Source organism: Sphingobacterium sp. UBA6320 (assembly GCF_002440335.1).
In the GTDB taxonomy this organism is placed as follows: Bacteria; Bacteroidota; Bacteroidia; order Sphingobacteriales; family Sphingobacteriaceae; genus Sphingobacterium.
Map to the genome: position 1 here is coordinate 159258 of NZ_DJTA01000030.1, position 21779 is coordinate 181036.

Consider the following 21779-nt stretch of genomic DNA (forward strand, 5'->3'; position numbering starts at 1 on the left):
TGATATTTTGAAGGTCATTACCTCCTAAATATCTGCTTTTATGTCATTTTTTAATAACAGGATGGCGAAAACAGGAATATAATCGAAATTTAAACTTGATATATTTCCGATAAAATTTGGAAAAGAACAGCATTACTATTCTCGATAGCCAGTGGTATGTTCCACGTGGCACGGTTGCGTTTTTCTACATAATTAGATATCCCGCGAAGCTGAATGGTTTGGGTTTGCGTTTCGGCAGCGGCCAAAAATACAGCTGCGCCTTCCATCGATTCTATTAATGCCTCTGGAACCTGAGTCAATAATTTTGCTATTTCGTTGGCATTTCCATGAACCTTATTGACCGTGATTCCTAGTCCGCTAGGTAGCTTATGCACGAGTTCTCGTGTTGTTGGGTTTTGTAATGCTTGATAATGTGCGGTACCAAAACCCAGTTCATCAATTGGAATAAACTGTTCATCATTTTCAGCTCCGAGCTCGGAAAATAATTCCCGATCTACCGAAACGACCGCGCCAATAGGCAAAGCACGGTTGAAACAACCTCCTATTCCGATATTAATAAGGAGATCGTAATTGTTGTGGGCAAGATGCTTGCCTAGGTGATATGCCGTTTGCACCATTCCGACCTGACTGATCAAGTAGTTGGTCTGTGGATATTGATCGATGCGATCGATATAAGGCTGAATTTCGAAAGTTGTTGCCGCTACAATGAGTGTTTTCATGTCATATAAAGCTTTGTACAATATTACTTAATAATTTACGCAAATGTGATGGTAATCATTTTCTCAAAAGCAATATTCTGCTTGTAAACATGTATCTTTGTGTTATTATGGTATATATCACTCGTCGTGAGCGCTTTTGCGCTGCACATAAGCTTTACCGAGAAGATTGGAGTATTGAAAAAAACGAAAATGTTTTCGGCAACTGTTCTAATGTTAACTGGCATGGTCATAACTATGATTTGTTTGTAACGGTCAAAGGTGACGTAAATCCAACTACAGGTTTTTTGATTGATTTAAAATTGATGAAAACCATCATTCTGGAGCATGTTGTGAACAAGGTCGATCATAAAAATATTAATCTTGATGTCGATTTTATGAAAGATAAAATGGCATCTACAGAAAATATTGCGATTGCCATATTTGAAGTCTTACAACCATTATTCGAAGCAGAGCAGGTGCAATTGCACAGTATTCGTCTGCATGAAACTGAAAATAATTACGTCGAATATTTTGGCGATTAATCTTATACACTAATTTATTTAATAACTATGAGTAATCACTCATTTGAAGAGGAAGAGTTAGACGGCTACGTTAAAATTGATCAATATAATCAAGATAAAGTTGATCGTATTGCAGCTCATTATACAGATATTTTAGAATCTTTAGGCGAAAATCCAAATCGTGAAGGATTAATCAAAACACCAGAGCGTGTAGCAAAAGCATTGCAGTTTTTAACACATGGCTATGATATTGATCCGGCAAAAGTATTGCAAGGAGCCATGTTTGAAGAAGACTATAGCCAAATGGTAGTGGTAAAAGATATTGAAGTCTATTCGATGTGCGAGCACCATATGTTGCCATTCTTTGGTAAAGCACATATTGCTTATATTCCAAATGGTCATATCGTAGGTCTGAGTAAAATACCTCGAGTAGTTGATATTTTTGCAAGAAGACTACAAGTACAGGAGCGTTTGACCAATGAGATTCGAGATTGTATCCAAGAAACTTTGGGAGCTAAGGGTGTCGCCGTCGTGATCGAATGCAAGCATATGTGTATGGCGATGCGCGGTATTCAGAAGCAAAATTCTGTAACCACCACATCGGCTTTTACTGGAGCTTTTCAGAATGATGTGACACGTTCAGAATTCTTAAAATTAATTACGGCAAACTTGACGTAATTCATTAAAAAATACAAAACTTTTAAGTCGAATCTTTAGCTAAAGATTCGACTTTTTTTGCTTTAAAATTCCTTAATTTATAAAAATCTCTAAAATTGCAAAAGTGTTTCTATCGCCCATAAGGGCATATGTCATTTTTTATGTAACATTTCCTTAAATATTAATTTCCTTAAAATCAGTTTGTTATGTTTTAATTTTTCTGAATATAAATCATGTTCAGTAAATTTGTTGTTATGGACATTTGTAATGAGCATTTAGAATCCTACTTAGAGCATACCTGTGACGATGAAAATTCGTTGCTAAAAAGTATCAATAGGGAGACCTATTTGAAGGAAACAATGCCCCATATGTTGTCTGGACATTACCAAGGAAGAGTGCTTGCTATGTTGAGTAAATTAGCTGCTCCAAATACTATTTTGGAGATTGGTACGTTTACTGGATACGCTACACTTTGTCTAGCTGAAGGCTTGTCAAAAGAAGGTATCATACATACAATCGATGTCAATGCTGAGCAAGAAGAACGGGTACAGGGTTATTTTGACCGATCACCTTTTGCATCCCAAATTAAGTATCATATTGGCGATGCAGCAACAGTGATCCCGACGATTGAGGGTAGCTTTGATCTGGTTTTTATAGATGCTGATAAGAAGCGTAATCATTACTATTACGAATTAATTTTAGATAGAGTCCCGTCTGGAGGGCTGATTTTAATCGATAATGTCTTGTGGAAAGGCAAAGTATTAGATGAAAATCCAGACAATCAAACAAAGCAAATCATAGATTTGAATGAACAATTAGCTCAGGACCAGCGCATCGAAAAGGTTTTATTGCCCATTCGAGATGGACTTTTTGCATTACGCAAAAAGTGATTAGTGGACTAAATGATTCTTTATGAATTTTAAAACATTAAAAAACTATGTTGCTGTATTAATTTTGGTCGTCAGTAGTTATAATACTGTATCCGCTCAAAGCAATCAATTTTATATTGATAAATACAGCCCCGTAGCACAAGAGATGATGCAAGAACATGGTGTTCCAGCATCGGTAATTTTAGCTATTGCAATGCATGAAAGTGCACATGGAAATAGTAAGATTGCTAAAAATTTAAATAATCACTTCGGTATTAAAGGAAAAAATAATAGCAAAGTGATTAATTCAGCATATAAAGGTTATAAATCAGTACTTGATTCTTATAATGACTTTATATCTTTGGTTAAACGAAAGAAAACCACGACTCCCCTATTTGAGGATAATCGGGGACAAAATTACAAAGCTTGGGTAGGCGCTTTAGCAAAGGCGGGATATTCAAGAACTAAAGATTGGTCTTCGAAGATTATCAAAACAATCGAAATGTATGATTTAGATAATTTTGATAAAAATCCAACACCCATATCTAGAAAACTCACCGCTTCGAAGTAATTCTGCTCATACGATGAAAAAATTTGCTTTTATCCTACTTGCCATTACTGTTTTTTTTAGTTCATGCTCATCCAAAAAAAACACTGTTTATAAAAGTAAAAATCATACAGGTACTCCCTCTTCCAATCTTCCAAGTAAAACCAGACCAGCTGTTTCGGGGAATGCTTATGTTGAAAAATACAAAGATATTGCGATTGCAGAAATGAATAAGTATGGTATTCCTGCGAGTATCAAACTTGCTCAGGCCTTACTGGAGTCTGGCAATGGAAATAGTTATTTAGCAACACAGGCTAATAATCATTTTGGAATCAAATGTGGCGGGGTATGGAAAGGAAAATCCATTACTCGTCCTGACGATCGCTTTGATGATTGTTTTCGTGTATACGAAAGTCCTGAACAATCATTTCGGGATCATTCGGAGTTTTTGTTGCGCAAACGATATTCAGATTTGTTCCTACTCAACAAAAATGACTATAAAGGTTGGGCAAAAGGATTAAAAGCGGCAGGTTATGCCACCAATCCACGGTATCCGGACTTATTGATTGATATGATTGAACGATATGAACTGTATCGATACGATCGTGTAGAGACGCGTGTAGAGAAAGAGAAAAGAGAAGTTGTTGTTGAACGGGAGATTGTGCACAATGCAGTCGAAGCTCCTGTGGTACAAACAGAGCAAATCAAGAGTCCTGTAGCAATGCGTATTCATGAAGTGCAGGGTAAAGATACGCTGTATTCTTTGAGTAAGCTGTATGGCATCTCTGTGGATCAGATTAAAGCGTTGAATGGTCTTACGGATACCAATTTATCTGTAGGTCAGCTTTTGGTGATTTCGAAGTAAATCATCAAAAGATGTTAAATATTTCACTTTTGCGATGCTAAAACGTAGTTTTACAGGAGTGAAGAATCTACAAAATATCGTTATACTCCTTCTTTTTTTTGCGATAGTACCAACAGCTATTGCGCAAAAGAAAATTGAAGGTATTGTTTCCGATTTCCACACGAAACAAAGAATTTCCAAAGTAACGATTCGCAATGTCAGGACCAACGAAGAGGTTTATAATAATACGAAAGGTGAATTTTCTATTTTAGCAGAGAAAGGTGATGCTTTGATCGCCACTTCACGCGAATACTTCCCAGATACTGTAGTGGTCAGTATGTCTCCCGTTATCTTATTTCATCTGAAACGGGAATCGATATATATTGACGAAGTTTCTGTAGTAGCAAAAAAAGATCCAGATGAAATATTGAAGAAAGCAAAAACCGATTATGAGAAAGCCTTCAGATTGTCCGAATCAGGAGATTTGTTCTCTGTGGGACAAAATGGAGCGGGCTTAAGTATCAATTCCATTTATAGTCTTTTTAGTAGAGAAGCTAAGAATGCGAAAAGATTAAAGAAATTGATTGAAAATGATTATAAAGACAATGTGATCGAGTATAAATTTTCAACGCAATTGGTAAGCCGTACGACAGGGCTTACTGGTGATGAACTTGATAAATTTAGAAGAATTTTTAAACCGAGCTACTTTTTTATCATCAGTTGCACGCAATATGAACTGACAAATTATATCAAAGATTGCTATCAAAAGTATCAAAAAAATCCTTCTCGATATTTTATTGAGCCATTACCAACAATAAATCCTATTTTAGTACCTTAAAATTAAGAAAAGAAAAAGAGTCGCTTGATATGAAGTTACAATCCTTATTTGCCTTATTAATTCTTGGTGTATCGTGCAGTACAGTTCGAGCTCAGGTTTTGAAAGACCTTAGAGTAAAGCCAGATTCAGTTATTTCGGAGAATAAACAAGAAAATGTCTCCTTAAAGAATATAAGACCTATTGTTCCTAAGTTAGAATTAGAAGTTGATTATTGGAAACATTGGACCAGTTTTGGAGTCAATATCAATCAAGCAGCATTCAATGATAATTGGAAAGGTGGTGGTGTCGGATCAACAGCGGTAGGCTTAATTGCTAACCATAAGTCGGACTATACCAGAGATAATTTCAACTTTGTAACCGAGATCGATTTGCGTTACGGAAAAATTAAAAATAAGAGTCAAATTGCAAAGAAAAATAATGACCGTATTTTTTGGGATAATAAACTGTCCTATAAATTGTCTCCGAAATGGGCTCTGTATACCTCATTGACATTTGAATCGCAATTTGATGATGGGTTTAGATACAAGACAGAGAACGGTAGAGATACGATTGATTATATCGAAAATGCTTTTATGGCACCTGCATACATAACAGAATCTCTGGGTCTTGAGTATAAACCGAGTGCTTCTTATTCGATTCGTTTTGGTACCGGTACGGCACGTCAAACGTTAATCTTAGATAATCGGGTTAAGCCTAGATCGGCAGAAGACTATTTTAGAGAATTTGGTGAATATTTTGACCCGAAAAAACCTGAAAGAGGAACGGGTGAACGTTTTGGGATTAAAGAAGGGGAAGACTTTAAAAATGACCTCGCTTTTCAGATCACCGGAAATATGGATAAAAATTTTACGGATAAATTGAATGTGAAAGCACGTTATAATTTATTTGCGAATTATAAAAAATTAAATGATCCTTCACATCGTTTGGATGTAACGGTTACAGCTAAAGTTTCTAGAGCGATCAATGTAAACTTAAATGGAATTATGGTTTACGATTCAGATGTTATTTCACGAGTTCAGTTAAGTGAGTCATTAGCTTTAGGATTAGTTTATAAGTTACCGAGATAATGTTGGCAAGGAAATACTTTTGCTGGTATGCTTTATTCTATTGCTTTTTATTCCTAACGGGGTGTAAGAGCAAATCGAGTGTGGTCAAAAAAGGACCTGCAGAGCAGGTCATACCTGTCAAGATCGATACAGTCATCAAGACGGTGATCGTACATGATACGGTTCCTAAGCTGAGTATGGGCGAGCATAAAGTATGGACCTTAGGAAAAATGGGGTCGCATGCAGGTATGAGACAAGAGACCGCTATCCATTATGATATACGTAAACCTAACTACGTTATTATTCATCATACTGCACAAAATAGCCTGGATCAGACCATTAGGACTTTTCAAGTTGAGCATACTAAGGTCAGCTCCCATTATGTGATAGGGCGCGATGGTGTCATTGTCCAGATGCTCAATGATTATGTCAGGGGATGGCATGCCGGCCTATCGAAGTGGGGTACGATCACTGATATGAATTCGATCTCGATTGGAATAGAATTGGACAACAATGGCAGAGAAGCATTTCCCGAAGCACAGATAGCAGCTCTTTTGGTCGTTTTAGATACATTAAAAACAAATTACGGAATTCCAACAGCCAATTTTATTGGTCATGCAGATATTGCTCCAGCTCGTAAAAATGATCCCAGTGTATTTTTTCCATGGAAAAAATTAGCAGATCGAGGATTTGGCATCTGGTATAATCCCGCTGAACTCGTCACTGCTCCTGAGACCTTCAATCCAATCGATGCACTGAAAATTATTGGTTATGATACATCCAATTTAAAAGCGGCAATAATAGCCTTTAAGAGAAAATTTGTGATCAATGATGTGAGTCCTGAACTGACGGTGTACGATAAAAGTATCTTATACAATTTATATTTAAAATATTAAGCTATTCTACGGAATGGCTTTTTTTTCGATCTAACTTTTTCATTAGGTAAGCCAGAATCATAACGGCAAGGCAGCCGATCACATTGAGCCACAAAAAGGCTATGACATCCATCTTCCAGATTATAAAAATAATGACTTCCGACAGTATTGCGGCGTAAAATACGGCCTTCCCTCCTATCTTTTTCATGTAAAATGCTACGATAAAGATACCAAGTATGGTCCCATAAAATAAGGATCCTAATATGTTCACTGCCTCGAGGAGATTGCCCAGTTTACTTGCGTAAAGAGCAACAGCAATTGAAAAGATACCCCAAAATAGGGTGAACATGCGGGACCAAAAAAGATCCTGTTCAGTAGTCGATTGTTTATTGATAAATCGTTTATAGATATCCACAGTACTTGTAGAAGCTAAGGAGTTGATGGCGCTAGCTGTCGAACCCATGGATGCAAGAAAGATGACCGCGATCAGCAAGCCAATTAAGCCCTTAGGGAACGTGTTGTTGACAAAGGACAAGAAGATGTAGTTGTTGTCGTTTGTTTCCGCTGAGGGGTTATTTTTCTTGATTAATCCAATGACTTCTGTTCGAATATCATTGAGCTGTTCATTTGAATGCTTTAGTGCTGCACGGCTTTCATCAATGGTTGATTGGTCATCGAGGTCGATCGCTTTTGTTAACCGATCGATGGTTGTACGTTTCTCATTGCTCAGCAAGATCTGTTGCTTTTCCAGATCCTGATAGGAGCTGTTATATTCACTCTGTTTTAATTTATCGATCTCGGCTTGATTGAAAAATATAGGTGGCGTATGGTATTGATAATAAACAAAAACGAGCACTCCTATAAGTAGAATACAAAATTGCATCGGAATTTTCAATAAACCATTCATGAGTAGGCCTAGTCTGCTTTCTTTAATCGAAGATCCCGTCAAATAACGGCCTACTTGACTTTGGTCTGTACCAAAATAAGATAGCTGCAAGAAAAAACCACCGATAATACCTGTCCATACGGTATATTGATTATTCAGATCAAATGTGAAGTCTATTGCATTTGTTTTTCCGGATTTTCCTGCGATGTGGAGCGCCTTATAGAGTCCGATATCGGATGGTAATAGTTTGACCACCAGTATTCCGGCGACAAGTAATGCCCCAAATATAATACTCATCTGGATCAATTGCGTGTGCGAAACAGCTTTAGTACCTCCATATGTCGTATAGATAACCACCACAGTTCCTATTAACAAGGTCGTGATCGGAAGGTTAATATGTAAGATGCTGGCGATGATCAGTGCTGGAGCAAAAATGCTGATACCTGTTGATATACCGCGTTGTATCAAGAATAAGAATGCGGTCAATCCACGAGTTCGAATGTCAAATCGTTTTTCCAAAAACTCATAGGCAGTATATACTCGCAGCTTATGAAAGATGGGGACAAAAGTGATACACAGTACAATCATGGCCAAAGGAAGGCCAAAATAGAACTGTACGAAACTCATACCCGAACTATATGCCAGACCAGGGGCAGAAAGAAAGGTGATGGCACTTGCTTGAGTCGCCATCACCGAAAGCCCGACATGATACCAGGGCAAAGATTGATTGCCGAGTAGGTATCCGTCAATATTTTTGATTCCTCTACTTTTGTACATACCATACAGTACGATGAGCAAAAGTGTCAGAATAAGGACTATCCAATCGATCGTACTCATGAAAAATAATTCGTGAATAGATAAAGGAATAGTATGACCACAAGTAGGCTACACGCAACTAAAATATAAAAGCGCTTCCATTTTTGTGTTAAGGGAGTCTGTTCCCTATCTGTCATGTGGCTTTTGAGCGTAAAGGTAGCTATTGAAGAAAACTGCAATTACTAAACCAACAACAGCTCCTCCTATGATACTTAAAAATGTCTCGTTTGCAGTGAATGAAATTAAAGCTCCAAATATGACACCGATTAATACGATTAATCCTTTTGGATTAGGTGCACATGCGCTGTTTTCAATTTGATTTTCCATTGTAATGTCTATTTTATTTTGATTTTGATAACAAATTTACAAATAATCTGTAAGCTCCGGGAACTCCAGCGGGCAATTGTCTGAAAAATGACAATGATGTATAGACAAATCTACCACTTCCATAGTTAGCAATCAAGAGTGATCCATGATGAAGAGGTTCATTTTTATCTTGTATCTGGATCGGTGTCTGGTACCGACTATCGATGTCTTCAGCAAAGTATAATCCCCTTTCCTGGATCCAATTGTCAAAATCAGATGCCGTGATTTTATTTGGATAATTGAAAATCGGGTTTTGTGCATCAAAATGGACCACCGCAAGTTCTTCTGTTACCCTACTATTACCGATCCGGAAAGGGTAAGGGCCAAATTGACTGGACAATAATTTATTGTTTACATTATATTGCTCCAAGACAGTACCCCCATTTTTGACATATTCGTTTAGTTTTGGGCTTATCTGATCCATGGTTTTCAATACATTAAAAGCTCTGATACCGACAATAATCGCATCATACTGCTGTAAGTTTTGCTGTAAAATCTGGGATTCAGACAATATATCCACCGATATGCCAATTGCTTTGAGCGATTCTGGTATCAAATCTCCTGCTCCGATCAGATAACCAACCTTTTTAATCGGCACTTGTAACTGCAGATTGCTGACCTTCACGGCCAGATCTGGAAACCAGTTAATGGTTGGGATATGATCGTAATGGATCTGACGATCTATCTTAACCTTTTCATCCGTATCAAAACGGAAGGATAGCGTATCCAATCGCGTCTCTTTTGTTTGAGCTTGAATCGTGAATTCTTTGCTGATGTGTTGAAGATTGTCCGAAAATTCTAATGTAAACACCTCTGGTGTTATTTTCCAGTTCTTATTGATGACTGAAGAAACTGTTTTCGTTATGTTTTTAGTATTGCTTTCATTATCAAAAGTCAGTGTGAGCTTCTGTGGAGTGCTGTTTTGACTGAGTACCACCGTTTGATTTGTCGATGCGGTGACAGCAGGAGCAATTACAATTGGATCGTAGATTTCTCCCCTCACAGGATCTGTAAATTTGTACTGAATAGGCTTTTTATAAGTTAGCGAATTTCCATTGATAAGCAATTCATAACTCACAGATGGGTAATCTGGATTTTCTGGTTCTCCAGTTTTATTAAAGTCTGAAAATTGGAATCGACCGATTAGAACCGGTTCGTTGAGCCAATACGGCTGGGTCGTTGAAGATGCGTCAAAGGTGCCAGAAAAGCTCGTTAGAGAATTATTTTCCAGCTTTTGATTGATAGCTTGTTCATTTATTTTTTTCAGTTGCACAGAGGCAATATCTGCTCTTACAATAAGTTGATTGTTTACCTTGATCTGGTCTCCAACAGCAAAATGTGCTCGGTCTGCTAAGCTCTCAATTCGTATTCCGGCGCATGCAAGTATCAAATCTTTGATTTCATTTGTTTTTTCTACTTTCCAATACGGATCATCGATCGTCTGGATCAGATTCAATACTTCAAATAATTGCGGTAGGGACTTTTCAGGAGCGCGGAGTTGATAAGACGCATTTATAGCTTTGATTTTGTCACTTATGATTTTGCCTTTACCTATTCTAGACCAAGATTGATCGATTCCTTCGAAGATGTCTATTTTAGCGGGTTTTCCAGCAATAAACTCAAAATATTCTTTCGATTTTCCTACTTGAGCAGCACTACCAAATCCTTGACTTTTATGCGATGATCTGCTATCCGCAGCAATTTCACCATAAGATTTTCCAATTAAGGGATTGTATTGCCCGATTTCTACCTGCAGTTGATTTTCGTTTATCGTATTCTGATTGCCAAAATTGTAGGTATTCCAAAGTAATCGTGCTGCTTGCCATGGTTTTACTTGCGTAAGTTGTTCGGGAAAACGAGTTGGATCTGCAGCAGCTAGAAAGGCTTCGTGTGCAAGTATTGCTGATGCTTGATGATGGCCGTGTCCGCCCCTTGCATCTGGTGGAAAACGGGTGATAATCACATCAGGTCTGAATTTTCGAATGATCCATACGGCTTCCCTAAGCACCTGATCTTTATCCCAAAAATTAAAAGTTTCTTCCGATGTTTTGGAAAATCCAAAATCAAATGCTGAGGTAAAGAACTGCTCACCATGATCGATTTTTCTTGCCGCTAAAAGCTCTTGTGTTCTGATCAAACCGAGTTCGATGCCCTGTTCTGTGCCAATTAAGTTTTGACCACCATCTCCTCGAGTCAGTGAAAGATAGCCTGTTTTATAGTGTTTTTCTTGCGCTAGCCAAGCGATTAATTTCGTGTTTTCATCATCAGGATGAGCTGCAAAGTATAAGACAGAGCCCAGAACATTCAATTTTTCTAATTTTGATTTGATCGTAGCACTATTCCAATTTGTTGCTGCCTTTTGAGCATGAGCATGTTGAAAAAGTCCCAAGAAAAGAAGAACGTTGGTAAATAGAATTGATTTTAGCATAGATTAAAGGTAAATATATTGTGGTTAAATAAAAAACGGAAATTCTGTGGGGAGAATTTCCGTTTCTAACAATTAAAATATTTTCTTAAAATCTACCCTTTTAAAAGTTTGTTTTTGAGGATAGTCAATTCTTTAAGTGGTAACCTTTATTACCGCTAAAGATAGTATAATCTTTATTGCAGTTTAGCATTAATTTAGAACAAGTTTTCCACAACATACAGCTTATAAACATTTTCCTACTAAAAATGAGTTCTTTAATTGTTAAAACAAGTATTGCTAAAGTGCATTAAAACTATAATTTATTTATCGATAGAACCCAATACACGTTTCATAAACATGTTCATGGCATCTTTTTTACTGTTTCCTTCTTTCATTAATTTGTCGACTTCAACAGCACCATAAAGATTGGAGATCAATTCGCCGATCACATCAAGTTCCTCGTCTTTTAAAGGAGCTTCAACTAAAGATTCCAAGGTTTCGATTGTTTCTAAGACATAATCAACGTCGTTTTGTTCGATAAACTCGGTGATATGTTTAATTACTGGAAGCTTCATTGAATAAGTCGATTAAGGCGTCAAATTTATTTGTCTGTACTTGATTTACTAATTTACCGTTTTTAAAAGCTGCAAAAGTTGGCAAATTGCTGACATTCGCTAGTTTTCTAGATTCAGGAAATTTTTCAGCATCAGCGATAACAAAAGTTACATTTTCATTTTCTGTTGCCAATTTCTTGAATTTTGGTTTCATTATTTTACAGTTACCACACCAAGTAGCTGCATATTGAACCATTACAATATCATTATTTTCTACAATTTCTTGTAAATTATCGTTTTCTAATTCTTGTACCATGATTTTGTTGTTTATTTATTGAGAAAGATGAATAAACAAAGGGGAAATGGGATTATCCCCTTTGTCAAAAGACTGCAATGTCGTCTTTATTATGGTTTAGTTACCAGCTAAATAGCTAGCTACACCGTCACGAGTCGCATGCATAGCTTCTTTTCCTTCTTCCCAGTTTGCAGGACATACTTCACCGAAATTTTGAACGTGTGCATAAGCATCGATCAAACGTAAATATTCTTTCACGTTACGACCTAATGGCATATCGTTTACAGATTCGTGGAATACGCGACCTGTTTCATCGATTAAGTAAGTCGCTCTGTAAGAAACTGCAGAACCTTCTACCAATGTACCGTACTCTGGGTGCTCTACTTCTTTAATATCTAAAATACCTAATACTGAAGATAAGTTACGTGTAGTATCTGCTAAAATTGGGTATGTTACACCTTCGATACCACCGTTATCTTTAGCTGTATTTAACCAAGCGAAGTGAACTTCGTTTGTGTCACAAGATGCACCGATAACGATTGTATTACGTTTTTCAAATTCTGGTAAAGCTTCTTGGAAAGCATGTAATTCTGTTGGGCAAACAAAAGTGAAATCTTTTGGGTACCAAAACAATACTACTTTTTTACCTTCTTGAACTGCTTTTTCGAAAACGTTAATTTGTAAATTATCGCCTAAATAATCGATTGCATCTACAGTGATGCTTGGAAAACTTTTACCTGTGAAACTCATAATATATCTTTCTTTTTTTGTTGCTACAAAGATACCTCAAAATTGGTTAATAAAGAATCGATTTTATCAATGAGCTATCGTTAAAATCTATTTTTACATTGAGGGTACAATCAATTTTGTCGATATATTTTTTATAAATAAATTTTGCATATATCAGACAAAATTCTACCTTTGTAGCGTTCCATAAGGAAATTGAGATTCAATAAATCTTAATACTTTATAAGTCAACAAATTATACTGGGGGGGTTCCAGAGCGGTCAAATGGGACGGACTGTAAATCCGTTACTTCGGTTTCGAAGGTTCGAATCCTTCTCCCCCCACAGTATTTTTTCTCTCCTCTATTTTCATCAATATTTTACAAAATAAGTTTGGGATTAAGCAATATATTTGAAATATTTGCATACGATTTGTCGGCCCTGTAGTTCAACGGATAGAATGGATGTTTCCTAAACATTAGATAGCAGTTCGATTCTGCTTGGGGCTACAAAATAATAAATGTGAGATCGCTCAATGACCTCACATTTATTATTTTATACGATGAGGAGACCCATCTCTAATCTTTGATCGCGCTCATAATCAATAGATATAAATTGCTTAGCCTTTAAATACCTTTAATTTACTGGCCATCACAAACATCATAATGCCGAATAAAGAAAATACACCATAAGAATAGCGTAAACTTGTCAGCTCTGCAATATATCCAATCAGAGGCGGTCCCATTAGGAAGCCCAAAAAGCTGATGCTCGATACCATGGCTAATGCAACACCCGAAGGGACATGTTTGTTTTGTCCAGCGACACTATATACCGTTGGTACATTGCAGGCAACACCAATACCGACCATCATAAAGGCAAGTGTTGAAATATAGAAGTCCGGAAAAATCACGGAGGTCATCATACCGGTAAACATGAGGATACCACTAATTTGCAAGGTGCGTTTTCGTCCAAGCCGACTAATAACAGCGTCGCCAATAAATCGACCTAATGCCATCATCACCATGAAGGAAGCATAACCCACGATAATAAACTGCTCGGGAGCATGAACGATCTCCTTAAAATAGACACCACTCCAATCAAACATGGCGCCTTCTGTTGCCATGCTAAAAAATCCAATGATGCCCAATTGCACTAAGCTACTTTCTGGTTTCGAGAAAAAAGAAGTCTTTTTAGTTTGAACCGCTTTTCCCGGTACCAGGTATCGGTAATTGATCGTCGTATTGATGACTATTAATATAAAAATAATCATAAAATGGGGTATGGTATCGACAGCAATATTCATGGTGAGCAGGCCAATGAGTGCACCTGTAAATCCAGCAATGCTCCATGCGCCGTGAAAAGAAGACATGATTGATTTCTTAAATATTTTTTCAGCCGCCACACCTTGCGTATTTACCGCGATATTGCACATGTTGCCAACCACCCCAAATAAGAATAAAACCGCTCCCAATTCCCAGGCATTTCGTGCAAATCCTACCAAGCAAAGTACTAAAGCATAGATAATGGCTACAATCCGTAATACCTTGGCACTGCCATATGTGATCACTAATTTTCCTGACAGTGCCATCGTCACCAATTGTCCCACCGGTAGCATCAATAATATGGTTCCCAATTGGCCTTCAGTAAGATCTAAGCGCTCTTTGATAATTGGAATACGACTTGCCCAAGAGGCAAATGCTAGTCCTTGGCAAAAATAAAATAGAGATACGGCAATCCGAATGCGATTGCGTTTTTGATAAAGCTCTTCTTCAGAGTAGGTTAGGGTTGAGTCCATTGTTGATGTTATGAGTGACCAAAGTTACATGTAAGAAATTAAAATTTAGGTACAGGTCTATTTCTTCTTTCAAAATAAGACCCGATTTAATTTACAGCAAGCAGTACCGACGGTCAGTTTTTGATACAACACTTTGTTTTTAAAACAGTTTTAGTAAAGGGTACAATTAGTGCAATCAGTCGATGGATTATTTATTGGTTTTTAACAAGTTCTTAAGTAACTTTATAGAGTCATATCATCCATTAACCACCTATAAAAGTATGATCAAAAAATTTTTGTTGGGTACTTGTCTTACCCTTTGTGAAGCTGTGCTTACATTCGCGCAGCAGCAGCCGACTTTTTTGTCGCATCCGACCTTAAGTCCTGATGGAAAAATCCTTGTTTTTAGTTTTGAAGGCGATCTATGGAAGGTCGAAAGTGAGGGCGGAGTGGCTGTCAGGCTCACCGGCATGGAAGGCAACGAAATTAATCCGCGGATATCACCTGATGGAAAACAGCTTGCCTTTTCTGCGAATCAGAATGGAAATATGGACGTCTATGTCATGCCATTAGCAGGTGGTGATATCCGTCAACTCACCTCTCATGAAGGGGCAGATGAAATAGACAGCTGGAGCTGGGACAGCAAAACGCTCTATTTTACTTCTACCCGTTACAACCGAATGAGTAGCTATCAAGTTGCCGCCACAGGCGGTACGGCAAAACGCTTATTTCCACATTATTTCAATTATATCAGTCAAGTCGTGGAGACACCTTCAGGGGAACTGTTGTTCAATGACAGTTGGGAGGGTTACAGTTCTGCAAACCGGAAGCGATATAAAGGAGCATTCAATCCCGACATAAAATCATATAATCCCAAGACAAAAGCATTTAAGCAATATACCGATTATAACGGCAAAGACTTTTGGCCTACTGTAGATCAGCATGGAAAGATCTATTTTGTTTCCGATCAGGGAAATGCAGAATATAACCTTTACCAGCTCATCAATGATAAGCCAACAGCATTGACTTCATTTAAAGAGTCTATTAAAAGACCTGCTGTGGCTGCCAATGGAAAAACGATAGCCTTTGAAAAAGGGTATCAGCTGTTTCTCTATGATGTGGCATCAAAGAAAGTGACACAGCCCAATATTGCATTAAGTAGAAATCAGGTGCTTGGCAAAAGCAAAGAATTTAATGTCAATAGCAATATCAGCTATTTTGATGTTGCGATGGATGGAAAGAAAATGGCTTTTGTGTCTAGAGGTGAACTTTTTGTTTCGGACAGCGAAGGTAAGTTTATCCGTCAGATGCCGAGTCAAGGACAGCGCATTATGGAAGTAAAGTGGCTCAAGGATAATAAAACATTGCTTTATACTCAGACCTATCAAGGATATCTAAACTGGTATACGCGTAGTGCGGATGGTACGGGCGAAGTCAAACAATTGACCCAAGATCTTCGAAACAATAGAGAGATTACATTTAATGCGGATAAATCGCAAGCAGTCTACCTAAGCGGAAGGGACGAGGTTAGGGTATTGGACTTGACGAGTCTGAAAAGTAAAACAGTTGTTAAAGATGAGCTGTGGGCTTTCCAAAATTCATCTCCATCCTTCTCCCCAGATGGTAAATATCTTTTATTTACGGCTATCCGCAATTTTGAGCAAGATATATTTGTCCATCAGCTCGCGTCAAACCAGACAACCAATTTGACCAATACGGGTGTGTCAGAAACCTCTCCTTCTTGGTCTCCAGACGGAAAATATATCTATTTTGCCAGCAACCGTACAAAACCAGCTTTCCCTACAGGAATGCAAAATTCGAGTATTTTCCGCATGGCACTGGAAAATTTTGATGAACCGTATCGAAATAATAAATTCAACGAATTATTCAGTCAGCCAGTAAAAAAAGATACCATTTCGGACAAAAAGACTGGTGATCAATCAAAAGGTAAGGATAAGAAAGATGAAAAAGCAATCGCCACGCATACACCTAGTGATAAAAAGGTAGTGGTGACTATTGATCTGCAAGGTTTACGAGACCGTATCGAACAAGTGAGCCCGGCTTTTGGAACACAGTCCGATCCGATCGCCATACAAAAAGGAGAAAAGAATTATGTTTTCTTCTCATCCAACCACGAAGGGAAATACAGTCTGTACAGAACGATTTATGAACCATTTGAAACGAGCAAAACAGAGAAGGTGATCGAGAGCGGGATTAATCAATTTACAGAAGCGAATGGTAAATATTTTATCCTCAATAAAGGTGCTATACAAAAATATAATCTTGAGCAAAATAAGCTTGATGCAATAAATATCAATTTCAAGTTTAACCGTGATCTAGAAAATGAGTTTAAGCAAATGTTCTATGAGACTTGGGCTGGATTGGAGGAAAACTTCTATGATAGTACTTTCCACGGTATCGATTGGGGAGTGATGAAAAAGAAGTATGAACCTTATCTGACAGGGGTTAATAACCGCAGCGATCTACGGATTTTACTCAATGATATGTTGGGCGAGTTAAATTCATCGCATCTCGGATTTAGTTCAATGGGAGCAGAAGAGCGCAAGCCATTTGGATTTGTGACCAATGAAATAGGCGTTCTGTTTAATCAGGAAAACCCTTATCAGATCGAGCATATTATCGATAATAGTCCAGCTTCACGAAAAGGTGTAGATCTAAAAGAGGGAGATGAAATCATAGCAGTCAACGGCAATAAGGTGGATCCAAAGATCGATCGTGATGTCTATTTTACCTGGCCGTCACTGGCAGAAGAAGTCCAATTAACCATTAAGCGTGCAGGAAAAGAGATCATGGTCAATATCCGTCCCTTGACAAGTACCGCCTTTAAGGATCTTATCTACGATGAATGGATAAAGAGCAATCGTGGTAAAGTGGATACCTGGAGTAAAAGTAGGATCGCTTATTCGCATATGAAAAATATGGGGGGATCGGAATTGCAGCGCTTTTTAATAGATATGGCGGAACAAGAAAATAATAAAGAAGGTATTATTTTAGATTTACGATACAACACCGGAGGCAATGTACATGATGAAGTCTTGCGTTTTCTATCGCAAAGACCTTACCTGCAATGGCAATACCGAGGCGGTAAAATGGCGCCACAAAGTAACTTTGCGCCAGCATCAAAACCCATTGTATTGTTGATCAACGAGCAGTCTTTAAGTGATGCTGAGATGACTGCAGCTGGATTTAAAGAATTAAAATTGGGTAAGATCATCGGAAATGAAACGTATCGCTGGATCATCTTTACCTCGGCAAAGGGATTGGTAGACGGATCTAATTATCGCCTACCTGCTTGGGGCTGTTATACTTTAGATGGCAAAGATCTGGAATACACAGGTGTAGCGCCAGATATTTTTGTGCATAATACCATTGCTGATCGATCTAATGATCGAGACCCGCAGTTAGAAAGAGCTGTGCAAGAAATATTGAAAGATTTAAAATAAGGATAACATTTAAAAACCTAAAAAGACCAGATTCGGAATGTGAAATCTGGTCTTTTTTGTTTTATGATCTTACGAGTAAGTGGAGGGTTTATTCCATCATGAACCTTGTGATGATTGAACAAGATGATGATATGAATAGGTTGACGGATAAAATAATGACTATGCTTGCTGTTTTAAAAAGAAAACGGTCAGGCTGCGTGCTCCTTGGGCACCGCGGACTAGGTAAGCACCGATATCTGCTGTAGCAGAGGGGCCCATGACAAAACATCCATAAGTGGAAGCCTGAAAATCAATTTTACGATAGGCGGTATGCATATTTTCCGTGATTAAATCAGGATCCAGTAAAATGGCAAGATGCTGAGAAAGAAAACCCAAAGAATTTACTTGCAACGAATTTTCTGTTAACCATATCATGCCCATTTCTGCGACACCAAACTCAGCTCGAATGATCCCTAAGTCTACGTCCTCCAATTCCCTAGGATGGGCAATAGCTTGGATTGATTTGCTTCCCTCCCACTCCGAAGTTGCAGAACAAGTGACTCGTGTATCTGGAAGTTTTTGGCGCATGATTTCCTTTGCTTCATCGATACTGCCTACCTCATAGCTTTCTCCTCCAGAAAGTCCCAGATTTACAATAAATTTATCTTTTAGATTAGTACCTTGTTTTTCATAGGTTGGTATCGTTGGATAATCCACCTTTTGAGCAGGAAGATTCTGCCGTATAGCTGCTAATAATTCTTCTAGTGAACTCATTTTTTCAATCTATTTTTAATATACCAATCCCTAAAAGTTTCTTTTTTGATTTCTGGCAATTCGCGATGTTTACCCCAAGCATTTAGCTTTTTATGGTACAATAACCAATTCGGAGTCAGTTTCATTCCATAGTAAGCAGCTTTCTCTGCCAATCGGAATAATTTTGGATTCGCAAACACTTTTTCTACTGCCCCGAAAGCATAGTGAAGTGTTTTAGAGGATTCATTTATGTTGACCATGCGCTGCCTCCACAGACCGATCTGCTCCGCGATATTGATACGGACGGGGCACACCTCAGAACAAGAGCCGCACAAAGAGGAGTGGAATGGAAGTTCGCTGAATTTGGATTCATCAAACGTCGGGTCGATAATAATGCCAATAGGTCCTGAATAAGTTGCGCCATAGGCAAGTCCCCCACTGCGACGATAGACTGGACAGGTATTCATACAGGCGCCACAGCGGATACATTTTAAAGATCGCCAAAAATCTTCCATACCAAGACGACGGCTTCTGCCATTGTCCGTGAGTACGATATGCATTTCGGTACCCGATTCGCGAGGACCCATAAAATGAGAGGTGTAACGGGTCGCGGGAGTACCCAGGGCACTTCGAGATAAGAGTCGGATAAATAAACCCAGATCTTCCGTCTTAGGTAGGATTTTTTCGATCCCAATACTTGCAATATGCAGCGGTGGGATGCTCGCCGTCAAATCAGCATTACCCTCATTGGTGCAGACGACAAAAGCTCCAGTTTCGGCAATAGCGAAATTTGCACCTGTTAGCCCAGCGTGGGCTTCCAAAAATTTGGGACGTGCATTATTGCGCATTGCTTCAGTCAATTGCTGTGGATCATCTTCGTTGGGATCCGTACCAATCGTTCGCGCAAAAAGTTCGGCGACATCTGCAGTTGTTTTGTGGATAGCGGGCATGACGATGTGACTTGGCATCTCTCCGGAGAGTTGTTGAATACGCTCTCCAAGATCCGTTTCGATCAACTCGATCCCCCTAGCCTCTAGAAAAGCACCCATTTCACATTCTTCCTGCAACATGGATTTACTTTTCACGATTTTAGTCGCATGGTGACTTTTTAGAATATCATAAACAGTTTGATTGTGCTCAATGTCATCCTTTGCAAAATGAACGATCACACCACGTTTAGTAGCTTCGGTCACAAACTGTTGGACATAGTGGTCTAAGTGTGTCAAGGTATGCTCTTTGATCTGGGAAGCCAGATCACGCATCTGTTCCCATTCGGGAATACCAGAAGCTGCGGTATCCCGTTTCATACGGGCATTCCAAAGGTTTTTATCATGAGTCGGCTGATGGATGTCATCCATGTAGATGAAATCTGCCGCATTTTGGTCAACTTTAACTTTACTCATCTTCGTTCTAATTAAAAAGGACCGTTGTTCAATACTTGTGCGATATGTACAAATTTTAAAGGTGCCTTTTGGCGCTTGGCTATACCCTCTTGATGCATCAAGCAAGACATGTCTGGAGAAACAATACAAGTCACTTCATGTTGCATATAATCAGCGACTTTATCTTGCCCCATTTTAACACTCACGGCTTCATCTGTTACGCAAAACGTACCCCCAAAACCACAGCATTCGTCTGGACGGGTGATCCGTTCTATCGTTACCCCTTGTACTTTACCTAACAACTCCTCTGTTTTATTGAAATACGGTTCCTGCCATTCCGATCTGGACTGTATATGTAGGCCACGTATAGCGCTACAACTATTGTGTACAGCGACCTTATGATTATAAGTCGCCCACGGAAATTCCTTGACTTGCAAGATATCGGTCAAAAATTCGACCAGTTCGTATGTGTTTTTACGCACATGCTCTACTTTTTTAGTCTGTGGAATAGCATCAAAATGCATGCGAACATGCTTGACACAGCTTCCCGCAGGACCAACGATGTAATCGAAACTTTCAAAATTATCACAGAAGAGCTGTTCTGAAGAAGCTGCATTTTTTTGATCACCTTCATTTCCCATAGGTTGACCACAGCAGGTTTGATTTAAAGGTACGACTACGTCTACTCCAAGGCGTTCCAATAGTTCTAATGTTGCAATACCAACTTCAGGATAGATGGCATCTATATAACAAGGAATAAATAATCCTACACGCATATTGTTGATTTAGATTGATGGGCTAAGTTTACAAATAATATTCGAAAATACTGTTCTTAACTGTGATGGTACAGCAATAAAATGACGATAACGATCTTTTTTATAAAAAAGATGGCGACACCCGCTTGATCATCTCAGTGGTAGTACTAAAAACAAAATCCACAGAAAAGATATCCCGTGGATTTTGTTTTTTTTTAAATGATTTGATTTCTTATTTTTTCTGAACTAAGAGCGCTTTGAGAACTTCGATCGTTTCATTTTTTGCTGCGATGGTTTCTTTAAGTGCCAAGATCGTTTCTTGATGTCCAGAGTTTTCTGAATATGTCGTTGAGGTTAACTGCGTTGTTTCGTTTGGCGATAAATACAGCTGGTTGCTCGCTCCGACTAAGTAGTCCGTATTGATATAATTGTATGAAATTTTCATATCATGGATATGTTGAACACTCACCTTCTTACGTTCAGTTTTGAGATCATTGATCCCAACTTTAGTTTCGTTGATTAATTTACCGAGCTCTACGTATGTTTTTAATTCGCCTTTTTTCTTTAAATCCTCGAATAGGAGAAAGAAACGTTCGTTGTATGAAATTGACATTTTGTATGAATTGTTTTTACTATTGTTTTTTGATAGATGATATACTCATACTATCTTTGATTTTAGCATGTGCAAACATACATTTTATGTGTCGATCTGGTACGATAAAAGTGAA

Annotated in this window: 21 protein-coding genes and 2 tRNA genes; 11 read left to right on the forward strand and 12 right to left on the reverse strand. The window is 38.2% G+C overall.

Annotation, left to right across the window (positions count from 1 at the left end; all coding sequences use genetic code 11):
• Window positions 1-89: 89 nt before the first annotated feature.
• Entirely contained in the window at window positions 90-719 is a 630-nt protein-coding gene (mqnB, locus tag B3P23_RS19640) for a futalosine hydrolase (RefSeq protein WP_045753151.1), read from the reverse strand.
• A 107-nt stretch (window positions 720-826) separates the two neighbouring features.
• On the opposite strand from mqnB, the gene B3P23_RS19645 reads away from it, so the two are divergent.
• The 8 genes from B3P23_RS19645 to B3P23_RS19680 all read left to right on the forward strand — a co-directional run bounded on the left by B3P23_RS19645 (window position 827) and on the right by B3P23_RS19680 (window position 6916).
• A complete protein-coding gene (locus tag B3P23_RS19645) occupies window positions 827-1240 on the forward strand; it encodes a 6-pyruvoyl trahydropterin synthase family protein (RefSeq protein ID WP_045753150.1) in 414 nt (137 codons plus the stop codon).
• A gap of 27 nt (window positions 1241-1267) precedes the next feature.
• Window positions 1268-1897 carry a GTP cyclohydrolase I FolE gene (folE, locus tag B3P23_RS19650; protein ID WP_045753149.1) on the forward strand — a complete coding sequence of 210 codons (630 nt, stop codon included), beginning with the start codon at window positions 1268-1270 and terminating at the stop codon, window positions 1895-1897.
• Window positions 1898-2130: 233 nt separating this feature from the next.
• Window positions 2131-2766: an O-methyltransferase gene (locus tag B3P23_RS19655; protein WP_248755128.1), complete on the forward strand. Its 636-nt coding sequence runs from the start codon at window positions 2131-2133 to the stop codon at window positions 2764-2766.
• A 22-nt stretch (window positions 2767-2788) separates the two neighbouring features.
• The gene (locus tag B3P23_RS19660; protein ID WP_293928930.1) at window positions 2789-3316 is read left to right on the forward strand and encodes a glucosaminidase domain-containing protein; all 528 of its coding nucleotides are present in this window, start codon (window positions 2789-2791) and stop codon (window positions 3314-3316) included.
• A 13-nt stretch (window positions 3317-3329) separates the two neighbouring features.
• Window positions 3330-4157 (forward strand): glucosaminidase domain-containing protein, encoded by an 828-nt coding sequence (locus B3P23_RS19665; protein WP_293928932.1) that lies wholly within the window; start codon window positions 3330-3332, stop codon window positions 4155-4157.
• A 34-nt stretch (window positions 4158-4191) separates the two neighbouring features.
• Window positions 4192-4974 carry a hypothetical protein gene (locus B3P23_RS19670; RefSeq protein ID WP_293928934.1) on the forward strand — a complete coding sequence of 261 codons (783 nt, stop codon included), beginning with the start codon at window positions 4192-4194 and terminating at the stop codon, window positions 4972-4974.
• A 29-nt stretch (window positions 4975-5003) separates the two neighbouring features.
• Complete coding sequence (locus tag B3P23_RS19675) at window positions 5004-6041, forward strand: DUF3078 domain-containing protein (RefSeq protein WP_045753145.1); 1038 nt, start codon at window positions 5004-5006, stop codon at window positions 6039-6041.
• Window positions 6042-6121: 80 nt separating this feature from the next.
• Window positions 6122-6916 (forward strand): N-acetylmuramoyl-L-alanine amidase, encoded by a 795-nt coding sequence (locus B3P23_RS19680; protein WP_281047729.1) that lies wholly within the window; start codon window positions 6122-6124, stop codon window positions 6914-6916.
• Window position 6917: 1 nt separating this feature from the next.
• Here the strand turns inward: B3P23_RS19680 and B3P23_RS19685 are convergent, their stop codons facing one another.
• The 6 genes from B3P23_RS19685 to B3P23_RS19710 form a co-directional block, all read right to left on the reverse strand.
• The gene (locus B3P23_RS19685; protein WP_045753144.1) at window positions 6918-8618 is read right to left on the reverse strand and encodes a sodium:solute symporter; all 1701 of its coding nucleotides are present in this window, start codon (window positions 8616-8618) and stop codon (window positions 6918-6920) included.
• Between the two features lie 105 nt (window positions 8619-8723).
• Window positions 8724-8924, reverse strand: a complete 201-nt coding sequence (locus B3P23_RS19690) for a hypothetical protein (protein WP_293928938.1) — start codon at window positions 8922-8924, stop codon at window positions 8724-8726.
• 13 nt (window positions 8925-8937) lie between these two features.
• A complete protein-coding gene (locus tag B3P23_RS19695; protein WP_066852680.1) occupies window positions 8938-11391 on the reverse strand; it encodes a PIG-L family deacetylase in 2454 nt (817 codons plus the stop codon).
• Between the two features lie 299 nt (window positions 11392-11690).
• Window positions 11691-11945 (reverse strand): DUF6952 family protein, encoded by a 255-nt coding sequence (locus B3P23_RS19700; RefSeq protein WP_045753142.1) that lies wholly within the window; start codon window positions 11943-11945, stop codon window positions 11691-11693.
• Window positions 11926-12240 carry a thioredoxin family protein gene (locus B3P23_RS19705; RefSeq protein ID WP_045753141.1) on the reverse strand — a complete coding sequence of 105 codons (315 nt, stop codon included), beginning with the start codon at window positions 12238-12240 and terminating at the stop codon, window positions 11926-11928. The genes B3P23_RS19700 and B3P23_RS19705 overlap by 20 nt, the downstream gene beginning before the upstream one ends.
• A 96-nt stretch (window positions 12241-12336) precedes the next feature.
• Window positions 12337-12969 (reverse strand): peroxiredoxin, encoded by a 633-nt coding sequence (locus tag B3P23_RS19710; protein ID WP_021189264.1) that lies wholly within the window; start codon window positions 12967-12969, stop codon window positions 12337-12339.
• 239 nt (window positions 12970-13208) lie between these two features.
• On the opposite strand from B3P23_RS19710, the gene B3P23_RS19715 reads away from it, so the two are divergent.
• Together B3P23_RS19715 and B3P23_RS19720 are read left to right on the forward strand one after the other, a co-directional pair.
• Window positions 13209-13289: transfer RNA gene (locus B3P23_RS19715), tRNA-Tyr, on the forward strand.
• Between the two features lie 92 nt (window positions 13290-13381).
• Window positions 13382-13453 (forward strand) — tRNA-Arg (locus B3P23_RS19720).
• 110 nt (window positions 13454-13563) lie between these two features.
• On the opposite strand, the gene B3P23_RS19725 is transcribed toward B3P23_RS19720, so the two are convergent.
• Window positions 13564-14739, reverse strand: a complete 1176-nt coding sequence (locus tag B3P23_RS19725) for an MFS transporter (protein WP_293928946.1) — start codon at window positions 14737-14739, stop codon at window positions 13564-13566.
• Window positions 14740-14999: 260 nt separating this feature from the next.
• Between B3P23_RS19725 and B3P23_RS19730 the strand changes: the two genes are divergently transcribed.
• The gene (locus B3P23_RS19730; protein ID WP_293928948.1) at window positions 15000-18182 is read left to right on the forward strand and encodes a S41 family peptidase; all 3183 of its coding nucleotides are present in this window, start codon (window positions 15000-15002) and stop codon (window positions 18180-18182) included.
• 159 nt (window positions 18183-18341) lie between these two features.
• On the opposite strand, the gene B3P23_RS19735 is transcribed toward B3P23_RS19730, so the two are convergent.
• From B3P23_RS19735 to B3P23_RS19750, 4 genes are all read right to left on the reverse strand, one after another.
• The gene (locus B3P23_RS19735) at window positions 18342-18935 is read right to left on the reverse strand and encodes a LutC/YkgG family protein (RefSeq protein WP_045755806.1); all 594 of its coding nucleotides are present in this window, start codon (window positions 18933-18935) and stop codon (window positions 18342-18344) included.
• Window positions 18932-20317 carry a lactate utilization protein B gene (locus B3P23_RS19740; RefSeq protein WP_045755807.1) on the reverse strand — a complete coding sequence of 462 codons (1386 nt, stop codon included), beginning with the start codon at window positions 20315-20317 and terminating at the stop codon, window positions 18932-18934. The genes B3P23_RS19735 and B3P23_RS19740 overlap by 4 nt, the downstream gene beginning before the upstream one ends.
• Window positions 20318-20328: 11 nt before the next feature.
• On the reverse strand, window positions 20329-21072 hold the full coding sequence (locus tag B3P23_RS19745; RefSeq protein ID WP_281047732.1) for a (Fe-S)-binding protein: 744 nt from the start codon (window positions 21070-21072) through the stop codon (window positions 20329-20331).
• Window positions 21073-21283: 211 nt separating this feature from the next.
• Window positions 21284-21664: a hypothetical protein gene (locus B3P23_RS19750; RefSeq protein WP_248755137.1), complete on the reverse strand. Its 381-nt coding sequence runs from the start codon at window positions 21662-21664 to the stop codon at window positions 21284-21286.
• Window positions 21665-21779: the final 115 nt, after the last annotated feature.